The organism is Mesorhizobium sp. LHD-90 (assembly GCF_030929505.1).
Taxonomy (GTDB): Bacteria; Pseudomonadota; Alphaproteobacteria; order Rhizobiales; family Rhizobiaceae; genus Kumtagia.
In genome coordinates this window covers 205,032-228,549 of the sequence record NZ_JAVFVV010000004.1, presented here as the reverse complement: position 1 = coordinate 228,549, position 23,518 = coordinate 205,032, and the positions used below count along the sequence as shown (strand labels likewise).

The 23,518-nt window shown below is 64.9% G+C and carries 21 protein-coding genes; 8 read left to right on the top strand and 13 right to left on the bottom strand.

Going from position 1 to position 23,518, the window contains the following annotated elements; all coding sequences use genetic code 11:
• Positions 1 to 30 precede the first annotated feature (30 nt).
• The 12 genes from RB623_RS07030 to RB623_RS06975 all read right to left on the bottom strand — a co-directional run bounded on the left by RB623_RS07030 (position 31) and on the right by RB623_RS06975 (position 14,464).
• Entirely contained in the window at positions 31 to 1,275 is a 1,245-nt protein-coding gene (locus tag RB623_RS07030) for a Gfo/Idh/MocA family oxidoreductase (RefSeq protein WP_308056062.1), read from the bottom strand.
• Between the two features lie 360 nt (positions 1,276 to 1,635).
• Complete coding sequence (locus RB623_RS07025; protein ID WP_308056061.1) at positions 1,636 to 2,622, bottom strand: ABC transporter permease; 987 nt, start codon at positions 2,620 to 2,622, stop codon at positions 1,636 to 1,638.
• A complete protein-coding gene (locus tag RB623_RS07020; RefSeq protein WP_308056060.1) occupies positions 2,619 to 3,593 on the bottom strand; it encodes an ABC transporter permease in 975 nt (324 codons plus the stop codon). Before RB623_RS07020 ends, RB623_RS07025 begins: the two co-directional genes overlap by 4 nt.
• Entirely contained in the window at positions 3,590 to 5,128 is a 1,539-nt protein-coding gene (locus RB623_RS07015) for a sugar ABC transporter ATP-binding protein (RefSeq protein WP_308056059.1), read from the bottom strand. The genes RB623_RS07020 and RB623_RS07015 overlap by 4 nt, the downstream gene beginning before the upstream one ends.
• 239 nt (positions 5,129 to 5,367) lie before the next feature.
• Positions 5,368 to 6,390 (bottom strand): ABC transporter substrate-binding protein, encoded by a 1,023-nt coding sequence (locus RB623_RS07010; protein ID WP_308056201.1) that lies wholly within the window; start codon positions 6,388 to 6,390, stop codon positions 5,368 to 5,370.
• 88 nt (positions 6,391 to 6,478) lie between these two features.
• Positions 6,479 to 7,660: a Gfo/Idh/MocA family oxidoreductase gene (locus RB623_RS07005; RefSeq protein WP_308056058.1), complete on the bottom strand. Its 1,182-nt coding sequence runs from the start codon at positions 7,658 to 7,660 to the stop codon at positions 6,479 to 6,481.
• Between the two features lie 4 nt (positions 7,661 to 7,664).
• On the bottom strand, positions 7,665 to 8,723 hold the full coding sequence (locus RB623_RS07000) for a sugar phosphate isomerase/epimerase (RefSeq protein ID WP_308056057.1): 1,059 nt from the start codon (positions 8,721 to 8,723) through the stop codon (positions 7,665 to 7,667).
• 89 nt (positions 8,724 to 8,812) lie between these two features.
• A complete protein-coding gene (locus RB623_RS06995; protein WP_308056056.1) occupies positions 8,813 to 10,351 on the bottom strand; it encodes a mannitol dehydrogenase family protein in 1,539 nt (512 codons plus the stop codon).
• Positions 10,351 to 11,145, bottom strand: a complete 795-nt coding sequence (locus tag RB623_RS06990; RefSeq protein ID WP_308056055.1) for an SDR family oxidoreductase — start codon at positions 11,143 to 11,145, stop codon at positions 10,351 to 10,353. The genes RB623_RS06995 and RB623_RS06990 overlap by 1 nt, the downstream gene beginning before the upstream one ends.
• A 106-nt stretch (positions 11,146 to 11,251) precedes the next feature.
• Positions 11,252 to 12,097, bottom strand: a complete 846-nt coding sequence (locus RB623_RS06985) for a MurR/RpiR family transcriptional regulator (protein ID WP_308056054.1) — start codon at positions 12,095 to 12,097, stop codon at positions 11,252 to 11,254.
• A gap of 160 nt (positions 12,098 to 12,257) precedes the next feature.
• Entirely contained in the window at positions 12,258 to 13,391 is a 1,134-nt protein-coding gene (locus RB623_RS06980) for a Gfo/Idh/MocA family oxidoreductase (protein WP_308056053.1), read from the bottom strand.
• Complete coding sequence (locus tag RB623_RS06975) at positions 13,388 to 14,464, bottom strand: Gfo/Idh/MocA family oxidoreductase (protein ID WP_308056052.1); 1,077 nt, start codon at positions 14,462 to 14,464, stop codon at positions 13,388 to 13,390. Before RB623_RS06975 ends, RB623_RS06980 begins: the two co-directional genes overlap by 4 nt.
• Before the next feature lie 321 nt (positions 14,465 to 14,785).
• On the opposite strand from RB623_RS06975, the gene RB623_RS06970 reads away from it, so the two are divergent.
• The 5 genes from RB623_RS06970 (at position 14,786) to RB623_RS06950 (ending at position 19,993) form a co-directional block, all read left to right on the top strand.
• Positions 14,786 to 15,784 carry a LacI family DNA-binding transcriptional regulator gene (locus RB623_RS06970; protein WP_308056051.1) on the top strand — a complete coding sequence of 333 codons (999 nt, stop codon included), beginning with the start codon at positions 14,786 to 14,788 and terminating at the stop codon, positions 15,782 to 15,784.
• Positions 15,785 to 15,813: 29 nt separating this feature from the next.
• Positions 15,814 to 16,896, top strand: a complete 1,083-nt coding sequence (locus tag RB623_RS06965; RefSeq protein ID WP_308056050.1) for a hypothetical protein — start codon at positions 15,814 to 15,816, stop codon at positions 16,894 to 16,896.
• 310 nt (positions 16,897 to 17,206) lie between these two features.
• On the top strand, positions 17,207 to 18,154 hold the full coding sequence (locus RB623_RS06960; protein WP_308056049.1) for a substrate-binding domain-containing protein: 948 nt from the start codon (positions 17,207 to 17,209) through the stop codon (positions 18,152 to 18,154).
• An 89-nt stretch (positions 18,155 to 18,243) separates the two neighbouring features.
• On the top strand, positions 18,244 to 19,230 hold the full coding sequence (locus RB623_RS06955) for an ABC transporter permease (RefSeq protein ID WP_308056048.1): 987 nt from the start codon (positions 18,244 to 18,246) through the stop codon (positions 19,228 to 19,230).
• Between the two features lie 4 nt (positions 19,231 to 19,234).
• On the top strand, positions 19,235 to 19,993 hold the full coding sequence (locus tag RB623_RS06950) for an ATP-binding cassette domain-containing protein (RefSeq protein ID WP_308056047.1): 759 nt from the start codon (positions 19,235 to 19,237) through the stop codon (positions 19,991 to 19,993).
• A gap of 51 nt (positions 19,994 to 20,044) precedes the next feature.
• Here the strand turns inward: RB623_RS06950 and RB623_RS06945 are convergent, their stop codons facing one another.
• A complete protein-coding gene (locus RB623_RS06945) occupies positions 20,045 to 20,440 on the bottom strand; it encodes a Fur family transcriptional regulator (protein ID WP_308056046.1) in 396 nt (131 codons plus the stop codon).
• A gap of 118 nt (positions 20,441 to 20,558) precedes the next feature.
• Here RB623_RS06945 and aztA point away from each other — a divergent pair, with 118 nt between their 5' ends.
• From aztA to RB623_RS06930, 3 genes are read left to right on the top strand one after another with little or no spacing between them, the layout of a single operon-like run.
• The gene (gene aztA, locus RB623_RS06940; RefSeq protein ID WP_308056045.1) at positions 20,559 to 21,449 is read left to right on the top strand and encodes a zinc ABC transporter ATP-binding protein AztA; all 891 of its coding nucleotides are present in this window, start codon (positions 20,559 to 20,561) and stop codon (positions 21,447 to 21,449) included.
• On the top strand, positions 21,449 to 22,324 hold the full coding sequence (gene aztB, locus RB623_RS06935; protein ID WP_308056044.1) for a zinc ABC transporter permease AztB: 876 nt from the start codon (positions 21,449 to 21,451) through the stop codon (positions 22,322 to 22,324). The genes aztA and aztB overlap by 1 nt, the downstream gene beginning before the upstream one ends.
• A 20-nt stretch (positions 22,325 to 22,344) precedes the next feature.
• Positions 22,345 to 23,355 (top strand): metal ABC transporter substrate-binding protein, encoded by a 1,011-nt coding sequence (locus RB623_RS06930; protein WP_308056043.1) that lies wholly within the window; start codon positions 22,345 to 22,347, stop codon positions 23,353 to 23,355.
• Positions 23,356 to 23,518: the final 163 nt, after the last annotated feature.

Genomic DNA, 23,518 nt, shown 5'->3' with positions numbered 1-23,518 from the left:
CGCTACGCAGGGGAGGATCAGCAGCGGCCCTCACCTCCCCGGCCGCGCCACCGGCGGCACATAATCCTCCAGGTCGGGGATCGGGAAATGCACGGTCTGGCCGATCTCGGCGGAACGGTAGAGGCCGATCAGCATCTCGATGACGGCGAGCCCGTCGTGAAAAGTTTCGAGCGGCGTCTCGCCCTTGCGGAAACATTCGACCATGTGGCGGTTTTCGTCGGTGTAGCCGTAGACGCCGGCCTCGTCCTCCAGCACCGGCATCAGACCCTGCTCGGCATTCTGTTTCTCGACGAGGTCCTCGCCTTCCGAGCCGGTGACGGCGCGCGACATGAAGATCTTCAGGCCCGTGCCGAGCGAGTTGAACTCCATGGCGTATTCGGGGCCGAGCAGTTCGAGCTGGATGCGCAAACCGGCGCCGACATAGGCCCAGGAGGTGGTGGCCTCGATCATCAGCTCTTCGCCGTTCTCGTCCTCCAGCGTGATCGTTCCACGCGCAAAGTCCTCGGACGGGCGTTTCGTGTAATCGACCTCGGCGCCGAATCGCTCTTTGAGTTGTGCGGCATAGATGGGCCGCGTCCATTTCAGATTGGCGACGGTGCCGTTGACCGATTTTATCCTGAGCGAGTTGCGCGGCGCGCCCGGCGCGGTGAGCAGATGCCGCGCCACCTCGACCGAATGGCACATCATGTCGGAGAGCACGCCGCCGCCCTGCTTGTCGCCCTGCCAGAACCAGGGCTCGTGCGGGCCGGAATGTTCCTCCGCCGCCCGCGCCAGGTAGGGCCGGCCGGTGGTCGAGGCGGCACGCCGCCAGACGATCTCCTTGCCGCGCAGCACCGGCGTCGAGAACACCTGGTTTTCGAGATAGCCGTGGTTGAGCCCCGCATCCTCGGCGAGCCGCAGCATCTCGCGCGCCTCACGAATAGTGCGCGCCAGCGGCTTTTCGCAGGCGACCGCGAACACCTTGCTGCGGCCTGCCTTCACCTCGGCATGGATGACGCGCATCGTGTCGAGGCGGGTGTAGTTGGGCGAGAGGATCCAGATGGCGTCGACGTCGTCCGCCCGCAGCAGCGATTCCAGGCTGTCATGCGTGCGGCATGAGCCGAGGCCGAGATCGGCGACGGCGGCTGCGAAACGGTTGCGCTTTTCGGCGCTGCGGCTGAAAACGCCGGTGACGTCGGCATTGCGCACGCCGACCAGCGATTTCAGGTGGAAATGCGCGATGAAGCCGCTGCCGACGAAGCCGATGCGCAGGCGCTGTTTTGGCAGGTTGGTCAAGATGTCCTCCCTCTGGTGTCGTCCCAGCGATGTTAGCCGCCTGATGGCGCCGCCGGTTGCTGCAAATTCTACGCCGCCGGAGTGTACCGCCACCGGTACGGCATGGGTCCTAGGGTCTCCGCACTCGCTCCGCTCGTGCTGCGCCCTAGGATGACGAAGGCGTTGGGGTTCGCAGCAAATCGTCTACGTTGGCGATTGGCGGCTGACGTTGACGGTTGGCAGCGGTTTCCCTCACTTCGTCATCCTAGGGCGCAGCACGAGCGGAGCGAGTGCGGAGACCCTAGGACCCATGCCGTAGCGGTGCGGACCCACTCCAGCGGTGTAGAACTCGCCAAATCAGGCTGCGGCTCACGGAACCACCTACCGATCCTCGATGATGCGCAGATAGGCGGCGGTGACCAGGAGCACGATCGCCCCGAACAGGATGCGTCGCGCGCCTTCCGGCATCTGCAGGATGGTGAGCAACGTGGTCAGCACGGTGAGGATGAGCGCGCCGACGATGGTGCCGGTGTAACCGCCGCGTCCCCCGAAGATCGACGTGCCGCCGATGACAGCGGCGGCTACGGAAGGCAGAACGAGCGGTTCGGCCAGCGACAGCGACGGGGCGCGGATCAGGCCCATGTAGAGCAGGCCCATGATGCCCGCCAGCACGCTGGAGAACATGTAGAGGGCGAGGATCACCTGCCAATACTGTACGCCGGAGAGGCGCGTGGCGCGCTCGTTGTCGCCGACGGCGTAGAGCAGGCGGCCGAAGCCGGTGCGCTTCTGGATGAAGATCAGCAGGGCGGCGACCGGGATGAACAGCAGCAGCGCGTTCGGAAAACCCCAGGTCACGCCGGTACCGAGCCAGATCAAGAAGTCCGGCACCTTGGCGCCGGAGCCGATGACGGTGCGCTGGTAGACCTGGAGGCAGCCGACGCCGATCAGGCTGGTGCCGAGCGTCATGATGAGCGGATGGACACGGAAGACGCCTACGCCGATGCCGTTGGCGAAGCCGACCAGCAGGGCGGGGATCAGCGCGATCAGCATGGCGACTGGCGCCGGATTGTCGACGCCCTGGGTGGCGACGATGAAGGCCGCCATGGTGGCGACGGTGCCGACCGAGAGGTCGATGCCGCCGGTCAGCATGGTCATGGTCTGGCAGCCGGCGAGCAGCGCAAGCGGGATGGCGAACTTGACGGTGTTGGCGATCCAGCGCTGGTTGACAATGCCCGGCTGCATGATCTGCAGGACGACGACCAGCAGGACGAGCAGGATGAGCAGCGGCACCAGCGGGTAGTCGCCCATGAAGCGTTTTACGCGGCGGCCGAGCGGCACGGTTGGGGATGCAGTCGCGATGATGCTCATGACGAGCGGCTCCGCATGACTATGAAAGCGCCGAACATGACCACCGCGACCATGATCGTGCCTTCCACGATCGCCGTGACGTTCGGATCGATGGCGAGCAGCGTCAGGTCCGTGCGCACGAGGCGCAGCACGAAGACGGCAACGATCGGACCGAGCAGGCCGCCCTTGCCGCCGCCGAGCGCCACGCCGCCCAGCACCACGGCAGCGACGCTGGCCAGCAGGTACGGACCGGGGATCGGCGCCCCGATGCCGGTGCTCATCGTCAGCGACAGGCCGCCCATAGCGCCGAACAGGCCGGCGATGGCATAGGCGAGGATCTTTGTGCGCGCCACGGGAACGCCGCTGCGGAAGGCGGCGAGCTGGTTGGAGCCGATCGCATAGATGGACAGCCCAAGGCGCGAACGCATCAGCGGAATCCAGACGATGCAGAGAAGCACGACCATCAGCACGAGGGCTTTCGGTATCCACGTGGTGAGGCCGTCAGGAATGCCGGGCAGCGGTACGGTGCCGATGATCAGGTTTTTCAGCCATTCGGCTGCGCCGCCGCCCGGCGCGCCGAGCACAAGCAATGCCGCGCCCTGCAGCATGAACAGTGTCGCCAGCGTCACCACGATGTCGGGCACACGCGTGACCACGATCAGGATGCCGTTGAGAGCGCCGAGCGCGAAGCCCAAAGCCAGCACGAAAGGCACGACGAACAGCGCGTATTCCTCGCTGGCGCCCGCCATCATCGAGGCGGCGGTGACGCTGGTCAGGGCCATCATCGAGGCGACCGACAGGTCGATGCCGCCGGCGATCACCACCACCGTCTGCGCGGCGACCACAAAGGCGTAAGGCAGCACGGCGCGAACCAGCGAGCCGAAATCGCCGGCGCCGTAACCTGGTTGGATGATCTTGGTCAAAATGAAGAGCACGACGAACAGGGCGAAGAGGCCCGCGACCCAGCCGTGCTGGCGAAGAAAACGCATCACGGGCGGGCTCCCTCGCTCGACGCGGTCTCCGCCAGAATGCCGACAGCGGCCTTGGCGTCGCGCGGCAGGCCATAGGCCGCGCGCGTCAGCGCCGGCTCGTCGGCGATCTCGACCGGCAGGATGTCGACGACCTTGCCGCCGAAGATGACGATGGCGCGGTCGCAGGCGAGCTGAATCTCCTCGAGCTCGGAAGTGTAGAACAGCACGGATTTGCCCTGCGCGGCGAGCTGGCGCAGCAGCTTGTAGATTTCCTGCTTGGTGCCGACGTCGATGCCCCGCGTCGGGTCGAAGCACAGGATGGTGCGCGCATCGACGGCGATCCAGCGGGCGATCGTCACCTTCTGCTGGTTGCCGCCGGACAGCCGCTGCACCTCTCTCTGGGCGCGCGTGTCGATCTGCAGCCGCTCGATGGCGCTCTGCACCGTCGCGCGCTCCTGACCCATGCGGATCGGCCCCCAGTTGCGGAAGGCCGCGCTGAACGGCAGGGCGATGTTTTCCCGCACCGACTGCTGCATGGCCAGCGCTTCCGAGCGGTCGCCGGGCACATAGGCGATGCCGGCGCGCACGGCGTCGACGGGGTGCGAGAACCGGACCTGCCGACCGTCGACCTCGATCGTGCCGCCGGAGGGTTTTGTCGAGCCCGCGAGCGCGGCGAACAGTTCGTCCTGGCCCTGGCCTTCCAGCGCGACCACGCCGGCCACCTCGCCGTCCTTCAGATCGAAGGACACGTCCTGCAGTTTCGTGCCGACGCGCAAATTGCGCACCGCGATGCGGGTGCCCGCCTCGCCATGCGCGCTGGCTTCGGTCGCCTGCCGCTGCGCGGCGCGCGCCTTCTCGATCTTCGCGCCGAGCATCAGCTCGACGATGCGCTCCTCGACGCCCGGGCTGATGTCGACCACGCCGACCGTCTCGCCGTCGCGCAGCACGGTCGCGCGGTCGCACAGCGCGGAGATCTCGACGAAGCGGTGTGAGATGAAGATGACGGATCGGCCTGTCCGGCTCTGCCGCTTGACCACGTCCAGCACACGCTCGGCCAGGTTCGCCGGCAGTGCCGCGGTCATCTCGTCGAGCAGAAGCACGTCGGGTTCGATCGCCAGCGCGCGGGCGAGGTCGAGCACGCGCTGGATCGCCAGCGGCACGTCGCGCGCATTGTCGCGCATGTCGAGGTCGGGCACGCCGAGTTCGCGCACCCAGTTGCGGAATGGCTCCACCGGCGTCTGGGTGAGACGAAGATTGGCGAGCACGTCGAGATCGGGGATCAGCGACGGCTCCTGATAGACCGAGACCAGGCCGGCCCGGCGCGCATCGGCGGGTGAGCGCACCAGATGCGCCTTGCCGCGCACCAGGATCGTGCCGCGGTCATGCCGGATCGCGCCGGTCAGGATCTTGACCAGCGTCGACTTGCCGGCGCCGTTCGCCCCCATGAGGGCATGGACCTCGCCCGGCAGCACCGACAGCGACGTATTCTTCAGCGCGGCGACCGCGCCATAATTCTTGGCCACACCGGTGGCTTCGAGGAGAGGTGAAGCGTTCAAAGTCGACCGTAATGGAGATTGGAATTCGAATGGAAGCCGCGGGTTCGGGTGTTTTCGATCCCGCTCCAGCGCACTTGGTGTGCCCCCTCCACCACGCTTTGCGTGGTCCCCCTCCCCCGCTTCGCAGGGGAGGAACCAAGATCGCGTCCGGCCGCACCGTCGATCCTCCTCCGTTTACGGGGGAGGGGGACCGCCGAAGGCGGTGGAGGGGGCGATCCGGAGATCATCAGGGCGAAAGCTTACTCGCCCGGACCCTTGCAGGCGACGATCTGCTCCTTGGTGTAGGTGGTCCAGTCCGGGATCGAGATGGAGACCGGCCATTCCGGCGAGAGCGACGGATCGGCGGCGCCCTTCAGCTTGGCCTTGCCCTCGTCGGTGACGTTCTCCCAGAGCTGCGGCTCGACCAGAACGGTCTGCTGCGCCGGCTTCTGGCCCTCGAGGATCTGTAGCGCGAGCGTCACGCCGGCGCCGCCGATCGAGCCGGGGTTGGTGACCGCCGCGCCCTTCAGGCCTTCGACCGAATTGAGCTGGCCGACGAAGCCGGCATTGTCGGCGCCGACGACCGGCACCAGCGTCGCCTGGCTCTCGACCAGGGCGTCGACGATGACGTTGTCGATGCCGGAGGTCCAGATGCCGTCGAACGGCACGCCGGTGGCGATGTAGTCAAGAATCTGCTGCTTGCCCTGGTCCTGCTGCCAGCCGGTGAACGTCTCCTGGGCGACCTTCACATCCGGGAACTCAGCGAGGGCCTTCTTAAAGCCCTTGTCGCGGTCGCTGTCGGCGGAAGCACCGGCCGCGCCGCGCATATAGACGACGTTGCCCTTGCCGCCCATCTGCTCGAACAGCCATTTCGCGCCGAGATAGGCGTACTGCTCCTGGTTGTTGGAGATGATGTAGGCCGACGGCTCGGTGACCGCCTGGTCGACGGCCACCACGGTGATGCCGGCGGCAGTGGCTTCGGCGAGCGCCGCCTGGATGCCGGCCGGATCGGCCGGGTTGACGACGATGGCGTTGACCTTCGCGCTGATCAGGTTGCGGATGTCCTCTGACTGGCCGGCGGCGTCGGTGTTGCGGTGGGCGATGTTGAGCTTGGCGACCTTGCCGGAAGCCAGCGCCTGTGCCTTGATCGCGCAGATCATCTCCTCGCGCCAGCCATTGCCCTGCACGGTGTTGGACACGCCGATCGTGTAGGTGCCCTGCGCCATGGCGGTGCCGGCGAAGAGACCGGCGGCGATGGCGGCGAGGCCGAATTTGGCAAGCATTCTCATGAAACTCCTCCTGGTTGTGCTTCTGCCTGTTTGTAGTGCTTCTGCATACAGCACGGATGGCAATCCGTAGCTGATCGGGTGCTCACGCCGCAAGCCTTATCCATGTGCCGCCTGCCTCGTGCGAATCCACGGCGGCCTCGATGAAACGCATGCCCTTGAGGCCGTCATGGACGTTGGGAACCGACGCTACCAGCGCGGCGTCCGGCGTCTGACCGGCGCGGCGCGCGGCGATCAGCGCTGCGGCGTCTCGGTAGAGATTGGCGAAACCCTCGACGTAGCCCTCCGGGTGCTCGGCCGGCATGCGCGACACGGCCGCCGCGGCAGCGCCGACACCCGGCCCGCCGCGCACCAGCGTGCGCGTCGGCTCGCCGAACGGCGTGAAATACAGCACTTCCGGCTCGTGCGCGAACCATTCCAGCCCTGCCTTCTCGCCATAGATTTTCAGCGAAAGCCGGTTGAGGTTGCCGGGCGACACCTGGCTGGCGATCAGCACGCCGCGCGCGCCGCCCGCATACCGCATCAGCACATGCGCATTGTCGTCCAGCCGCCGGCCGGGCACGAATGTCGCCAGATCGGCGGCGATCTGTTCCGGCACCATGCCCGATACGAACTGGGCAAGGCTGTAGGCATGGACGCCGATGTCGGCGAGGCAGGCCGAGCGACCGGCGCGTGCAGGATCGGTGCGCCATTCCGCCTGCTTCTGCCCGTCGGCGTCGATCGGCAGCGTCAGCCAGTCCTGGATGTATTCGGCGCGCACGATGCGGATCTTTCCGAGCGCGCCGGAGGCGACCATGGCGCGCGCCTCACGCACCATGGCGTAGCCGGTGTTGTTGAGCGTCACGGCGAAAACCAGGCCGGACCGGTCCGCCAGTTGCGCCAGTTCCTCGGCCTCGGCTAGCGTCGCCGACAGCGGCTTGTCGCAGATCACGTCGATGCCGGCCTTCAGGAAGGCACGGGCGACCGGTGCATGCAGATGGTTCGGCGTGACGATGATGACCGCCTCGATGCCGTCGGCGCGGCTCGACTCTGCGTCCGCCATCTCCTGATAGCTCGAATAGGCGCGGTCGGGATCGATGCCGAGATCGGCCGCCGAAAGTTTTGCGCGTTCCGGATCGGACGACAGTGCGCCGGCGACCAGTTCGATGCGGTCGTCGAGCCTGAGCGCCATGCGATGAACGGCGCCGATGAAGGCGTCGCGCCCGCCGCCGACCATGCCGACTCGCAGCCTTTTGGCGCCCATGCCGTCGCCCGTTGCGTAGACCATGTCGTCAGCCCTTTATGCCGAGCAACTGGCGGCTCATCGTCAAGTCGACGCCGGTCGCCATGAAATCGTCGAACACCCGGTCGGTGACTTCGATGATGTGGTCGGAGATGAATTTCGCGCCGTTGCGGGCGGCGACTTCCGGATGCTCCAGGCAGCACTCCCACTCATAGACCGCCCAGCCGGCGAAATCGTACTGCGAGAGTTTTGAAAAGATCGCGCCGAAATCCACCTGGCCGTGGCCGAGCGAGCGGTCGCGCGCGGCGCGCTCCAGCCAGCCCTTGTAGCCGCCAAAAAAGCCCTGCTTGGCGGTCGGGTTGAACTCGGCATCCTTGACGTGAAACATCTTGATGCGCTCGTGATACACGTCGATGAAGCCGAGATAGTCCATGCCCTGCTTGATGAAGTGCGAGACATCGTAGTTGATATTGCAGCGCCTGTGGCCGCCGACGGCGTCCAGGAACATGTCGAACGTGTCGCCGTCAAAAGTGTCTTCCGTGGGATGGATCTCGAAGCAGAGATCGACACCCTCGTCCTCATAGACGTCGAGGATCGGCTTCCACCGGCGCCCCTGCTGGGCGAAAGCTTCCTCGATCAGGCCGGCAGGACGCTGCGGATAGGGATAGATGTAGGGCCAGGCGAGGCTGCCGGTGAAGCTGACATGCTCGGTCAGGCCGAGCTTTCGCGACACTTTTGCACATTTGCGCACCTGGTCGGCAGCCCAGTGGCGGCGGCCCTCCGGATCGCCCTTGAACTGCGGCGGGCACTGGCCGTCGAACATCAGGTCGTAGGCCGGATGCACCGAGACCATCTGGCCCTGAAAGTGGCTGGATAGTTCGGTGATGACGATGCCGATGTCCTTCAGCTTGCCGTTGATCTCGTCGCAATAGGTGTCGCTTTCATAAGCGAGATCGAGGTCGAAGAACCGCTTGTCGACACTCGGCACCTGGATGCCGGCATAACCGTAGTTCTTCGCCCAGCGGGCGATCGATTCCAGCGAGTTGTGCGGCGCCGTATCGCGCGCGAACTGCGCCAGGAACAGGCCCGGTCCCTTTATGGTGCGCATTCTTTTCCTCCCCTACCGCTCTCCCGGGCGGATACTGCACGACAATTTCCACTAGTCAAATTCTGAAATTCTCTGTCCCGACATCGTGATCACGCCGTCTGCGAAGCGAGGAAATCGCGGACGACCTCGCGTGACGGGCGCCTGCCGAGATCGGCGACGAGGTCGGCCAGCCTGTCCTTGACGAAGCCGTTCTGGGCAAGATCGGTTCCGAAGATCGCCTCGATGCCGAGCATGCCTTCGACCAGCCGCGCCGCATCGCCGCCGCTTGCCGCGGCGACGGCTTTCGTGCGCTCCGCGAAGGGGTCAAGCACCTCCAGCGCCCTGCCGGCACTGTCGACGCCGCTTGCGTATTTCATCCAGCCGGCGATGCCGAGCAGCAGCCCGCCGCAGGGCGTTCCGGCCTTCAGCGCGGCGCGCAACGGCTCCAGCAGACGCTGCCTGATTTTCTGCGAGCCGTCGGTGGAAATCTGCAAGGTGCGATGCTTCAGCGCCGGGTTTTTGAGCCGGCTAATCGTCTCGCCGACATAGGCGGAAACGTCGATCCCGGGTACGGCAGGCAGATGCGGGACGACTTCCCGCGAAATCGTACGCAAGGCGAAGTCGCTGAATACACCCTCGGCCATGGCATCGGCCATGAAGTCGATGCCGGACAGTACGCCGAGTTGGCAGAGGTTCGACTGGATGCCGTTGACCACCCGCATCTTCAGAATCTCGTAGGGCGCGACGTCCTTGACGAACATCGCGCCGGCCCTATCCCAGGCCGGCAACGGCCCGTTAAAGCGGTCCTCCAGGACCCACATGCGGAACGGCTCGCCGACCACGAGGCCGCGATCCTCGATGCCGGTCGCCTCCGCAAAACCTGCAACGTCTTCGGGCCGCGTCGCCGGCACGATGCGGTCGACCATGGTGTTGAGAAAACACGCCTCGCGCTCGAGACGGTCGCGTAGGGCTGGATCGATTTTTGCGGCAAGGCAAAGCACCGAACTCCGCAGGGTGCTGCCATTGTCCGGAACGTTGTCGCAACTGATCAGCGCCGGCAGAGGCCGGCCGGCGGCAAGGCGCATGGCAAGCGCGCGCAGCACGAAACCCGGCACGGAGACCGGCGTTTCCGGATGGGCAATGTCGTGGCTTATGTCGGGATGGCCGAGATCGAGTTCGCCTGTGGCCGGGATGTGGCAATAACCCTTTTCCGTCACCGTCAGCGTGATCGCGCCGATAGACGGGTTCGAGGCCACCGCGAGCGCTCCGGCGAGAGCACCCCCCTGCAGATCACCATCCTCGCCGGTCACCGAAATCGTCTCGACCAACGCGCCGATTAGCCGGCGTTCGACATCGCCGTGACGACGCAACTCGCGGCAATAGAGGTTTTGCTGGGTACCCAGCGTCGGGGAAAGGTCGGGCGCCCGCAGATTAACCCCGACGATACCCCACGGACCGAACGCCGCCTCCAGCGCGTCGTCGGTGTATTCCGCCTGGTGGCAGCGATGGAAGGCGCCGACGCCGAGATGCAGGATGCCTGGCGTCAGGCGGCTGCGATCATAGCCGGGGCATCGGACATTTGCCGGCAAACGATCGACGGCCGAAGGACCGAGGCGCTGTGCGGAAGCCCTGGGTTCCTGCACGGACATCAACCCATCCCGCGCGGCGGCGCGCCGAGCACGACCTGTTCGAGATCGGTCAGCGTGCCGGTCATCAGGCCGGAGGCTTCGCTGAGCAGGAACAGCGTCAACTGCGCGACCTCGTCCATGGTAAGCAATCGTCTGAGCGGCAGGCCGGCGGCGGCCTTGCGCTCCCAGTCGTCGCCCTTGCCCAGCGTCCTGCCCTGCATGACCTGCTCGGTCGGGGTCGCCACCCAGCCCATGTTGATGCCGTTGACCCGGATGCGGTCGGCGAGATGGGCGTTGGCGGCGTTGCGGGTCAGCGTCGACAGCGCGCCCTTGGTGGCGGAATAGACGGCAAGTTCCGGCGCGCCGCAATGCGCATTGATCGACAGGATGTTGACGATCGAGCCTGGCGCGCGCCGCGCCTTCATGTCGGCCACCGCCGCCTGCATCAGGAAGAATGGCGCGCGGGCGTTGACGGCGAACAGCCGTTCCCAGTCGGCCAGCTTACCGTCGGTGAGCGAGGCGCGGTCGGTGAGCGCCGCCGCGTTGACCAGGCAATCGACCCGCCCAAGTTTTGCGATTGCCTCGGCCATCACGGCGGCGGGCGCTTGCGGGTCCCCAAGTTCGGCCTGGATGAAATGCGCCGGACAGCCCAACGCCGAGACCGCCTCGGCGACGCCGGCTCCGCGCTCGGCATTGCGCCCGACCAGCGCGATGCCTGCAGCGTTGCTCTCCGCCGTCAGGCGGCAAATGGTTTCGCCGAGCCCCTGCGTGCCGCCGGTCACAACCAGGGTCTTGCCGTCAAGGCCAACGTTCAATTCGCCCTCCCGAAACCGAAATTTTCAGTTTCCAAGTAATAGAATTGCATTTCCAATTTTGGATTGTCAAGCGCCACCGGGGCGCAGCCGCGCCGATTTGCACTTGCTATCGGTCGATATGGCTGCCGAGGCTGACGATGATCGACTGGCAGAGCACCATGGCCGGCACCTGCGAGCGGAAATGGCCGAGCCGCGCTTCCTTGACGTAGAGCGTGTGCCGGCCGAGTTTTGCCACCGGGCTGAGTTCGTTGTCGGTGATCACCAGCAGTTTTCGGCCCTTCCTGTGGGCGGCGAGCGCCAGTTCGATGGTTTCCGGCGTATAATCGTCGAAGGTCAGCACCATCAGCACATCGTCCGGCGCCATCGCGGCAAGCTGCTGCTCGCGCATGGCGCCGAGATTGTCGATCAGATGCGCGCGTTTGCCGATGCGCGAAAAGCCGTAGTAGGAATAGGCGCCGACGCCGAATGCTCCCCGTGCCGCCGCGATATGCACCGCGCCCGAGGCGCGCAGTGTCTCGACAAAGCCTTTCAGCGCGTCCGGCTGGACATCCTCGCGCAGTCTCAGCAGCGCATCCATCGCGGCCAGCACGAACGTGTCGAAGACGACATGCGGCTCGTCGAGTTCCAGCCCGGCGGCAGGCGCCTTTCCAGGTCCTTCCGACAGCGCCTTCATGCGGTCGGCATAGGTCATCTTCGGCCCGACCAGCCGCTGCCGGAACACACCCTGCAATTCGCTGAAACCGTCGAAACCCAGTTCCTTGGCGAAGCGCGAGATGGTCGAGGGATGCGTACCGGCCTGTTTTGCGAGTTCGACGATGGTGTAGATCGCCACGTCTTCCGGATTGTTCAGGAAGAACTGCGCCACCTGCTGCAGCCGCTTGCTGAGTTTCGCCTTGCGCGCCGTCAACATGGCGACAAGGCTGCCATAATCCTCGGCCTGGCCTGTAGCCATATGCTTTCCTCGTCCGCGAAATCGCCGGCGCCGGGATGCGCCGGCCGGCCGCAATGCCACCGGTTTGAAATCGGGCCGGCGTTTCGCGCAAGCACAATTCCATATTGGAAATTCTGGAAAACTCAATTGCAGAGGCGGCCAAATCTGTGCCTCGTTCGTCTCAGTGCGATCCGGCCCGCTGCGCCGCAGCAAGGCTGGTGACGCTGCCCGGCGCGACCGCGACGCCGCTGTGGGCGGAAGCGATGGCTGCAAAGGCCATCGCAAGGCTGACCAGATTGCCGCGCGCGCCATTCAGCGGCTCGCGGTTTTCCTCGATGGCGCAGATCAGCTCGCCCATCGCGCCGTGAAAGCCGTCATTGAACCAAGTGCCTTCCAGCGCAGGCGTGGCGACGCCGGCCTCGGTGGTGATCTCGACCGTCTGCTGGCCGAGATTGGGGCCGATGCTGAACAGGCTGCCCTTTGTGCCGGCGATATAGGTTCGATCCTGCGGACCGTGGGGCGCGGCGCCGTCGAAGATCAGCGATGCCTGCCCGCCGCCGAAAGCGACAAGCGATTGCGCCAGCAGCGGTGGCCTTGCCTCCTGCCCGGCGGCGCTGGCGCGCGTGGCGAAAACCGAACTGGCGCGGTCGCCGATGATGCTGGCGAGAAAATCGAACCAGTGGATGGCGAAATCGTAGAAGACGAGGTCGTCGATCTCCTCGAACGGCGTGCCCTTGATCCAGCCGTGGTTCCAGTGGACGCCGACATGGCAGGACATGACCTCGCCGATCAGCCCCTCACGCACCGCCTCGCGCATATAGGAAAAATGCGGCGCCCAACGGCCATTCTGGTTGACCGCGAGTTTTAGTCCATTGGCCTCCGCGAGATCCGCGAGGCGCTTGCCCGTGTCGAGGTCGAGCACGAACGGCTTTTGCGACAGCACATGTTTTCCGGCATCCAGCGCCTGCCCGATCATCGTTTCGCGCTCCTTCGGGTGCGTGGTGATGTCGAGAATGTCGATGTCGTCGCGCGAAAGCAGCGTGGAAAAGTCGTCGGTCGCCTCGGCCTGCGGAAAAAACTCCTCGCGGCGTGCCACGGCTTTCGACAGCGTGCGGCTGCAGATGACGGGCACCTCATAACCCGCCTTCCGGTAGGCGTCGAGATGCGCGAAGGAGATGCCGCCGGCGCCGACCAGCGCGATCCTCGGCTGATAGGATTTCGGGCGCGGCGGCTTGTAGTCGAGATCCGGCGCGGCGACCGTTTCGACCACCCTCACCGCCAGCGCGTAAGAATCCTCGCTGGGCGTCCCGCTCATGGCAGCAGCACCACAGTGCGCTTCTCGCGCGCCGACAGCACGGCGCTGTCGATGATCTGCTGGCCGACGCGGCAGAGCGCCGGGTCGAGCGGCCCGCCGATCGGCGCACCGTTGGCGATGCAGTCCAGCACATATTCGACCGGCGAGCGCCGGCCGGTCGGCAGCGTGTCGGCGGGAATGCGCGTCTGCTGCGGGCGCTCGCGCGTCTGGATCGTCACATGCGGCTCGTAGTCGTAGCTGGAGATCGTCCCATGCGTGCCGACGACGACAAAACCGCATTTCGGCTGCGGCTGCAGCGTCCACGGGTCGGAGAACGTGCCCCAGCGCGTCTCGAACTTCGACAGGCCGCGCCGGTAGCGGCAGATGGTGATCGAATGCTGATCGACCTCGATGCCGGGCGTCTCGTCGACCACGCTGGTGACTTCGAGCGGCTTCTCGCCGTTCAGGAACCAGGTGCCGAGCGTGACGCCGTAGCCGAGATAGTCGAGCAGGCTGCCGCCGCCCGACGCCTTCTTGTACCACCAGGAGGCGGGCTTCGCCGCTTCGATCTCCTCGGGCGTGACCTCAACCTTGTCGGCGAGATGGAAAAGCGGGCCGCGATTGCCGTCGTAATAATGCACCTCGATGACGTCGCCGATGGCGCCCTCGTCGATCAGCCGCTTGGTGGTGACGTGGCAGGGATACCAGGCGAGCGGCCAGTTGATCGCCATGCTGCGGCCGGCGGCTTTCATCGCCGCGATCATTCGGTCGGCCTCGGCGACCGAGGCGGCGAAGGGTTTTTCCACCAGCACATGCACCTTGTGACGGGCCACGCGCTCGACATGGTCGGCGTGCTCCGCCGTCGCCGCGCAGATGATGGCGAGGTCGGGCTTCGTCCGCGTCAGGCATTCATCAAGGTCGGTGAAGACACGGTCGGCAGGCAAGGCGAAATTGCCGATCGCCGATTTCATCCGGTCGAGGTTCTTGTCGTAGATGCCGCAAATCTCGGCGTCGGCGTGGTCGAACACTTGCCGGAGCAGGTCGCCCATGTGCATGTGGTCGAAATTGATGCCGGCGACACGCCACCTGCCCATGCTGTCCTCCCTGGATCGCGCTCGGCAAAAAGATCCCCGGCGCGGATATGAAGATCGGACTCAGGGCCGCCGGATAGCTCGGCAGCGACCGACTTCATTTTGATGCTTCATTTTGAAGCTAGTGTGGCGGGGCGTCGCGCGTCAAGGTGCAAAACCCATTCCTGTCAGGACCCGGGAAGTGGAGCACCGCAAATCCACATCTTTATGATGGCAAAGAAACCTCATTTTGAGGCTTTCTCATTGACCCATCCATTTCGCGGTCGTACTGTCCGGCCTCATGGGCGGATGCAAGGGGGATTTTTGAGCGACGCGCGACCAAAGATGGATGAGATCGCGCGCACCGCCGGCGTCTCCAAGGCCACGGTCGACCGCGTGCTCAACAATCGGCCGGGCGTGCAGGAGCACACGCGCAAGCATGTGCTGGCGATCGTCGCCGAACTCGCCGGCACGCTTTCCCCCGATGCGCAGCAAAGCCGAATCCGCCTGGATTTCGTGCTGCCCGGCGGCGAAAATGCCTTCATCACCGATCTGGCGCGGGAGATCGAGCGGCAGGTCGAACTTCGCGGTGATGTCGATGTCGTCGTCCACCGGCTGAACGGCATCACGCCGGAGGAGATCGCCGCCAAGCTCGGCAGCCTGCGCCCGACAACGCAAGGCGTGGCTCTGATCGGGCTGGACAGCCCGTCTGTGCGCGAGGCCGTGCGCAAGCTCGTGGCGGCCGGCATCCCGGTTCTGACGCTGGTCTCCGACATCAGCCATGTCGGAAGGGTGAATTATGTCGGCATCGACAACCGCGCCGCCGGGCGGCTGGCGGGCTACCTGATCGGCCGCTTCCTGCCTGGCTCCGCTGGCAAGGTGGCGCTGATTGCCGGCGCACTCGCCTATCGCGGCCATGAGGAGCGGGAGATGGGGTTTCGCCACGTACTGCAGGAGAGTTTTCCGCGTTTGAACATCGTCGCCGCGCGCGAGGTTCAGGAGGACGCCGGCAGAGCCTATTCGGAAGTGCGCGCGCTGCTTGCCGAACATGACGACCTCGTCGCCATCTACTGCATTGGCGCCGGCCACGAAGGCATTGCCCGCGCCCTGACTGAGGCCGGACGCGAGAACGCGATCGTCTTCATCGGCCACGACCTGACCGAGGACACGCGGCAGTTCCTGTTGAGCGGCGTGATGGACGCGGCGATCGACCAGAACGCTCGCGTCGAGGCGCGCGAGGCGGTCGACCGGCTGGTGCGGGCCGTCCGCAACGAGAGCAACGTTTCAACCGCCACGGTGCGTATCCAGTCGGTGTTTCGGGAAAACATCCCCAACGAGCCGTAAGCCTTCCTGCAAGCAGAAGAGACCCTCAGATGGACAAAATCGCCACCGACGGCATCACGGTCGCCTTCAATCGCCAGGGGGGCGTCATCGACGAACTTGTCATCGAGCCGGCGGGCGGCGCGGCGCTGCGGCCGCTGCACAAGGCGCCATGGGTACGCGACGGGGAGATTCTGCCCGACCATGTCGCACCGGTGGAGCGGCGGCTTGCCGGCGACTTTTTCTGCGCGCCGTTCGGAAGGCGCGGCGACGGCCTGCCGATCCATGGCTGGGCAGCCAATGGCGAGTGGGAGAGCGCGGGTACAGAGACAGCGCCTGGCGGCACGGTGACGGCAGCCTACCGCCTGCGCCAGGATGTCGACGGGGCGCGGCTGACCAAGCGCATCAGCCTGCATCCCGGCCATCCGATCGTCTACCAGCAACATGAGTTCGAGGGCGGCAACGGCCGCCTGCCGGTCGCCCACCACGCCATGCTGCATGTGCCGGGCGGCGCGCGGCTGAGCTTTTCGAAAAAGATCGGCGGCGGCACCCCTGCCGCCGCGCTCGAGCCGGATCCTTCGCGCGGCCGGTCGGTGCTGGCCTATCCGCAAACCTTTGAAAATCTGTCCTCGGTGCGGCGGGCGAATGGCGAGACTGTCGACGCCAGCTTTTATACCTTCGACCAAGCGCATGAAGATCTGGTCCTGATGACGGAGGACCCAGGTGCAAAGCTGGGCTGGTCGGCGGCGCTGGCGGAAAAGGACGGCTTTCTGTTCTTTGCGGTGAAGGACGCGGCGCTGCTGCCGCAGACGATCCTGTGGATGAGCAATGGCGGCCGCAACTATTCGCCGTGGAATGGCAGGCATCGCGCGGTCATCGGCATCGAGGAGGGCGCAGCCGATCTCGGCATCGATCCCGCCCGCCCCGGCATACCGCCCGATCCGCCCTCCGGCCTGACGCTGGCGCCGGGCAGGACCACCGCCATCCGTTACGCCTTCGGCGCCATCGCCGCCCCGGCGGGCTGGACCCGTGTCGCCGACATTTTTGTGGAGGCCGGCAAGATCACATTGGCTGACGCCAGCGGTGATACGCGCACCCTGCCCTTCCTGGACAACCATTTTGCCGGGTCGATCTAACTATAACCTCAAAATGAGGTGTTTCTTGCCGGAGGGTCGGTCCGGGACCCATCAAATCCAGAAACAAGGATCGATGATGCAGTTGCCATTGCGGCTTGACTCATGCTCCGGCTTGCCACTAGCATTTACCGACATCAAAATGATGATGAAAAGAAATCATTTTGAGCGAACAGACATGAACTGACTGCCGGAGCCGCCATGGGCGGCGTGGCAGGTGTGCCGGGCTGGAGGAGCAAGGCCTGCGCGACAGAATTTTCGGACAGTCCGAAAAGGGGCCGGACATCGGCTCCCGCAAGTGGAGGAGGAGCAAGTGCTGAGACGTACATTCATATTCCTGTCGGCGGCGCTGGTGGCGGTGAGCCTCGGCGCGGTGTCGACCGCCTATGCGCAGGCCAAGAAGACCTACTACTGGGTGTCGCACGGCTCGCCCGCCGACCCGGTCTGGACCTATTTCCTCGCCGGGGCCAAACAGTGGGCCGACGATACCGGCAACGCCGTCAACACCTCGTTCCACAATGGCGACGTGCCGGCGCATCAGGAAGCCATCCGCGCGGCGATCGCCGCCAAGGCCGACGGCATCGTCACCACCAGCCCCGATCCGGGCAGCCTGGTCGAGATCGCCAAAGAAGCCAACGCCGCCGGCATCCCGATCATCAACTTCAACACGCCCGACCCGACCGCCAGCTTCGACGCCTATGTCGGCGGCAACAACGTCGCATTCGGCCGCGGCTGGGCGCAATATCTGGTCGACAAGGGCCTGGTGAAGTCCGGTGACTTCGTCTGGATGCCAGTCGAAATCCCGGGTGCCACCTATGGCGTGCAGGAAGAGGAAGGCATTTCAAGCGTCTTCAAGCCGCTCAACATCACCTGGGAAGTGACGGATTCGACGCTCGACCAGGGCGAGGTCATCACCCGCATGACCGACTATCTCACTGCCAACCGCGACAAGATCAAGGCCATCATCGGTCTCGGCGATCTCGTCACCGGCTCGATCAAGCGCGTCTTCGACCAGGTCGGCGTCAAGCCAGGCGAGATTCCGGTGGTCGGCTGGGGCAACTCCACCGACACCACGCAGGAAGTGCTGAACGGCTACGTCAATGCCGGCCAGTGGCAGGACCCGCAGGCGACCAGCTACATGGCGCTGTCCATGGCGGCGATGGCCTCCAGCAAGATCCCGCCGGGCTTCAATATCATCACCGGCGCGCTCTACGAGAAGGACACCGCCCAGATCTACGACGACATCCTGTCGGGCAAATAGGTCTGGTCCGGAACTTCGTCGCGATCCTTCACCCGGCTTGAGCCGCTGGCTCGAGCCGGGCAGCTTTCTCATGCTGACGGCGGCCCTTCATGCAGCAACACTCCCTTCTGCAGCGCTTCATCGCCAAGCCTGAATTCGGGCCGCTGGTTCTGCTGGTGCTGGAACTCGCGGTCTTCTGGTCCCTGAACCCCAGCTTCCTTTCCCTGCAGAATATCGGCAACACGCTCGCCTTCACGGTCGAGCTCGGCCTGATCGCGCTGGCGATGACGCTGCTGATGACCTCGGGCGAATTCGACCTGTCGGTCGGCTCGGTCTTCGGTTTTTCGGCGGTGCTGATGTGGACGCTGTTCAACAGCGGCGTCGTCTCGCTGGAACTCGCTTTCCTGGCCGCGATGGCGGTCAGCCTGTTTATCGGCTACGTCAACGGCTGGTTCGTCACCAAACTCAACATCCCGTCCTTCCTTGTGACGCTCGGCATGCTGCTGGTCGTGCGCGGCACCGCGCTCTACGTCACAGACGGCTTTCCGCAGCGCACCTGGAGCGCCGAGGGTTCATGGCTAGCCTCCGCGCTGGTCGGCAGCTTTTCGATCGGCGGGCTGAGACTCTACATGTCGGTCTTCTGGTTCGCGCTGGCGGCGATCGGCACGCACTACCTGTTGACCCAGACCAAGGCGGGCAACTGGATCCAGGCATCGGGCGGCAATCCCAACGCGGCGCGCGCCCGCGGCGTCAATGTCAGCCGCACAAAAATCGCGCTGTTCATGTTCTCCTCCGCCATGGCAGCACTTGCCGGCATCATCAGCTCGATCCGCACGTCGGCCGCCAACCCGAATAGCGGCACCGGCTACGAGCTGGAGGTGATTGCCATGGTGGTCATCGGCGGCACGGTGCTGACCGGCGGCCGCGGCACCATCATCGGTACGGTCCTCGGCATCTTCATCCTGCGCATCATGCGCAACGGCATCGTCATGATCGGCGTGCCGGGGCTGGCCTACAATATCTTCATCGGCGCCATCATCCTGGGCATGATGGCGCTGCATTCCTGGCTCGAACGCCGCCACAATGCGGGGACCTGAGACGATGGCCGCCGAAGAACTCGTCCGCATGGAAAACATCAACAAGTTCTACGGCCGCATCCATGCGTTGCGCGACGTGAGCTTGAGGATCGATCGCCATGAAGTCGTGGGCCTGCTCGGCGACAACGGCGCCGGCAAATCGACGCTGATCAAGGTTCTGTCGGGCGCCGTGCCGCTGACCAGCGGAGACATCTTCGTCAAGGGCAAGAAGGTCGAGATCAAACGCACGACCGATGCCATCGCCAACGGCATCGAGACGATCTACCAGGATTCGGCGCTGGTGCCGCAGCTCTCCATCGCCCGCAACCTTTTCCTAGGCCGTGAGCCGATCAAGGGGCCGCGTTTCCTGAACCGGCTCGACCACCAGACGATGGGCGCGGTTGCCCGCCAACTCTTGAAGAAGGTCGGCATCACAAAAGACATCCCGCCGGAGACGCCGATCACCGCGCTGTCGGGTGGCGAGCGCCAGGCGGTGGCGATCGCGCGCGCCATGCAGTTCGACAGCGATCTGATCATCCTCGACGAGCCAACCAACAATCTCGGCGTCGCCGAGACGCAAGGCGTGCTGCGTTTCGTGCGCGAGGCGCGCGACACCGGCCATTCCTGCATCTTCATCGCCCACAACATCCACCACGTCTTTCAGGTCGTGGACCGCATCATGGTTATGCGCGGCGGTAAGCTGGTGGCTGACGATATCGACCCGAAAAAGACGACGATCGAACAGGTCGAGCGGGTGATTACCGGAGAGCATCTGCTGCATTGAGCAGTATGTCCCTCCACCGCATTCGCCGGTGGCGGGACAGTCAGTTCGCGTTCAAGCCGCCTTGCACTGCGCGCAGGTGCCACGCATCTCGATGGTGGTCTTCGACAGCTTGAAAGCGTGATCCTTCGACCAGCCGCTCAGCCGCGACTCGACCATGTCGTCCGAAAACTCGTCCACCTGCCCGCACTTTTCGCAGATGGCGAAGGCGATCATGCCATGCGCGTGGTCGTGGGGATGCGAACAGGCGACGAAGGAATTCAGGCTCTCCAGCCGGTGGACCAAGCCATAGTCGATGAGTTTCTCCAGCGCCCGGTAGACCTGCAGCGGGGCGCGGAAACCGTGCTCGCGCAACTGGTCGAGCAACGTGTAGGCGCTGAGCGGCCCGTCCTCGCGCGACAGCGCGTCGAGCACCAGCCGCTGGTTCTTGGTCAATTCCGGGGCGTGCATCGCTTTTTGCATCCCATTCCATTTGCCGTCTTGCGGCCGCAGCCGATGTTGATGTAATAACATCACATCGCCATCCGCTCAAGGACCGGCGAACCCCATCACGGAATCATCATCGCCGATGGCCGAGGCCTGCATCACATTTAGCGACTTCACGCTGGGCTACAACAGCCACCCGGCGGTACACCACCTTAACGGCGCGGTGAAGAAGGGCTCGCTGACAGCGGTGGTGGGCGCCAATGGCTCGGGCAAGTCCACGCTGATGAAGGGCATCGTGGGCGTGCTCAAGCCGATGGCCGGGGCTTGTGCCGTGGCACACGGAACGCGCATCGCCTATCTGCCGCAGCAATCGGAACTCGACCGCTCCTTTCCGGCGCGCGTCGTCGACCTCGTCTCGCTCGGCCTGTGGCCGAAGCGCGGCCTGCTCGGCCGCCATCGGCCCGAGGACCGCGAGGCGGTGGCGAACGCCATCAAGGCGGTCGGACTGGAAGGATTTGAAAAGCGCCCGCTCGACACGCTGTCCGGCGGCCAGTTGCAGCGCACCCTGTTTGCCCGCGTTCTGGTGCAGGACGCCGACCTGATCCTGCTCGACGAACCGTTCAACGCCATCGACGCCAAGACCGTGACCGACCTGGTGGCGCTGATAAAGCGGTGGCAAGGCGAGAACCGCACGGTGATGGTGGTAGCGCACGATCTCGACCTGGTGCGCGCGCATTTTCCCGAGGCGCTGCTGCTGGCGCGCCGGCCGATCGCCTGGGGCGAGGCGCGGGCGACGCTGGCGCCGGAAAATCTTTTGCGCGCCCGCCAGTTCCACGAGGCCTGGGACGAGAACGCCCCTTGGTGCAGTCCCGAAGCGGAAACAGGCGGCCACGATCACGGCCATTCGCATGACCATCACGGCCATGATCATGGCGATGGCCACGCGGATCATGGCCATGCGCACGGCCACCCGCATCTCCATGCCAAGCCGGCGTCGGCAGATGCAAGGCACATCCACGGGGATGCCGCCTGATGGACGCGCTTTACCAGTGGCTGATCGCGCCTTTCGCCGAGTTCGGCTTCATGCAGCGCGCGCTGTTGGGCTCGCTGCTGCTGTCGCTGAGTTCCTGCCCGGTCGGCGTCTTCCTGATGCTGCGGCGCATGAGCCTGACCGGCGACGCCATGGCGCATGCGATCCTGCCGGGCGCGGCGGTGGGTTTCCTGCTGTTCGGGCTTGCGATCGTGCCGATGACCATCGGAGGGCTCATCGCCGGCATCGTCGTGGCGCTTGGCGCCGGCGCGGTTTCGCGGCTGACTGTGCAGCGGGAAGATGCCTCGATGGCCGCCTTCTACCTGATTTCGCTGGCGCTTGGCGTGCTGATCGTGTCGCTGCGCGGCTCCAGCGTCGACCTGATGCACGTGCTGTTCGGCACGGTGCTGGCGCTGAATGACGAGGCGCTCGGCCTGATCGGCCTGATCGCCGCCGTCACGTTGGCAGGGCTCGGCATCTTCTGGCGCGCGCTGGTCGCCGAATGCCTCGATCCGCTGTTCCTGCGCTCGGTTTCACGGCTGGGCCCGCCGGTCCACTTCGTCTTCCTGGCGCTGGTGGTGCTCAACCTCGTCGGCGGTTTTCAGGCGCTCGGCACATTGCTTTCGGTCGGGCTGATGATGCTGCCGGCCGCCGCCGCCCGCTTCTGGACGGTGCGGGTCGAGCCGATGTGCCTGCTCGCCATCGGCATCGGCGCGGTCTCCTGCATCGCCGGGCTTTTGCTCTCCTATCATGCCGCCCTGCCCTCCGGCCCGTCCATCATCCTGTCCGCCGGCGTCGTCTACGCCGTGTCGATCATCGCCGGAACGCGCGGTATCGTCGCCACGCGGCTGCGCCACGCCTCCCACAGAACCGCCTGACTTCAAAGGAGTTTTGAGCAATGCTGAAGCCGGTAAAACTCGCCTCCGCGCTGACTGTTATAACATTAACATCACCCATGTCCGCGCCAGCCTTCGCCGATCCGCTGAAGGTGGTCGCCAGTTTTTCGATCATCGCCGACTTCGCCAAGAACGTCGGCGGCGACAAGATAGAGATCACAACCCTGGTCGGTGCGAACGGGGACGCGCATGTCTACGATCCGAAACCAGCCGACGCGGTCGCCATGTCGAAGGCCGACGTCGTGCTGGTCAACGGCCTGCATTTCGAGGGCTTTCTGACGCGCCTGGTCGAGACCAGCGGCGCCAAGGCAAGTGTCATCGAACTGACAAAAGGTGTTAACCCGTTGAAGATGAATGAGGAATTCGAGGAGGGAGAGAAGGGCAAGGAGGCCGCCGAGGCGAGTCATGACCACGCGACTGAAGCCGGACACGATCATGCTGCGGAAGGAGAGCACGCCGCGGAGGATCATCACGGTCACGGCGACATCGACCCGCATGCTTTCCAGTCGGTCGTCAACGCAAAGACCTATGTAGCCAACATCGTCGACGCCTTCTGCCAAGCCGACGCAGCTTCATGCGAAACCTACAAAGCCAATGGAAGCAACTACTTAGCGAAACTCGATGCGCTCGACGCCGAAGTGAAGACAGCCGTGGAATCGATCCCTGCGGACAAGAGGACGGTCATCACCTCGCACGATGCCTTCGGCTATTTCGAGCACGAATACGGCCTGACTTTTCATGCGCCGGAAGGCATTTCGACCGAGGCAGACCCTTCCGCAGCGGACGTGGCGAAGCTCATCCGGCAGGTCAGGCAGGACAAGGCATCGGCTATCTTCCTGGAAAACATCACGAATCCACGCTTGGTCGAGCAGATCGCCGGCGAGACCGGATTGAAGCTCGGCGGCGAACTCTATTCCGACGCACTGTCAGATGCCGACGGCCCGGCGGCAACCTATATCGACCTGATGCGGCACAACATCGCCATCATCAAGGGCGCAATCACGGGAAGCTGAGCCCGGTGGCAAGAAGGCAGGCGCCCCTTATCGGGTCGCCTAAATATTTGATATTATGAAACTTTCATCCCGATGACGATCTGCGTTCCGGCGCGTCGCCGCGTCATCGACGGCCCCTGCCGCAGCTTATGTGAAGTCCGGAAGATCGAACGTTTTCAGTGGC

Coding starts and splice junctions, on each gene's coding strand:
- RB623_RS07025 (WP_308056061.1), bottom strand. CDS start 2,622: ATGAGCATCATCGCGACTGCATCCCCAACCGTGCCGCTCGGCCGCCGC.
- RB623_RS07010 (WP_308056201.1), bottom strand. CDS start 6,390: ATGCTTGCCAAATTCGGCCTCGCCGCCATCGCCGCCGGTCTCTTCGCC.
- RB623_RS07005 (WP_308056058.1), bottom strand. CDS start 7,660: ATGGTCTACGCAACGGGCGACGGCATGGGCGCCAAAAGGCTGCGAGTC.
- RB623_RS07000 (WP_308056057.1), bottom strand. CDS start 8,723: ATGCGCACCATAAAGGGACCGGGCCTGTTCCTGGCGCAGTTCGCGCGC.
- RB623_RS06995 (WP_308056056.1), bottom strand. CDS start 10,351: ATGTCCGTGCAGGAACCCAGGGCTTCCGCACAGCGCCTCGGTCCTTCG.
- RB623_RS06985 (WP_308056054.1), bottom strand. CDS start 12,097: ATGGCTACAGGCCAGGCCGAGGATTATGGCAGCCTTGTCGCCATGTTG.
- RB623_RS06980 (WP_308056053.1), bottom strand. CDS start 13,391: ATGAGCGGGACGCCCAGCGAGGATTCTTACGCGCTGGCGGTGAGGGTG.
- RB623_RS06975 (WP_308056052.1), bottom strand. CDS start 14,464: ATGGGCAGGTGGCGTGTCGCCGGCATCAATTTCGACCACATGCACATG.
- RB623_RS06970 (WP_308056051.1), top strand. CDS start 14,786: ATGGATGAGATCGCGCGCACCGCCGGCGTCTCCAAGGCCACGGTCGAC.
- RB623_RS06965 (WP_308056050.1), top strand. CDS start 15,814: ATGGACAAAATCGCCACCGACGGCATCACGGTCGCCTTCAATCGCCAG.
- RB623_RS06955 (WP_308056048.1), top strand. CDS start 18,244: ATGCAGCAACACTCCCTTCTGCAGCGCTTCATCGCCAAGCCTGAATTC.
- RB623_RS06950 (WP_308056047.1), top strand. CDS start 19,235: ATGGCCGCCGAAGAACTCGTCCGCATGGAAAACATCAACAAGTTCTAC.
- RB623_RS06945 (WP_308056046.1), bottom strand. CDS start 20,440: ATGCACGCCCCGGAATTGACCAAGAACCAGCGGCTGGTGCTCGACGCG.
- aztA (WP_308056045.1), top strand. CDS start 20,559: ATGGCCGAGGCCTGCATCACATTTAGCGACTTCACGCTGGGCTACAAC.
- aztB (WP_308056044.1), top strand. CDS start 21,449: ATGGACGCGCTTTACCAGTGGCTGATCGCGCCTTTCGCCGAGTTCGGC.
- RB623_RS06930 (WP_308056043.1), top strand. CDS start 22,345: ATGCTGAAGCCGGTAAAACTCGCCTCCGCGCTGACTGTTATAACATTA.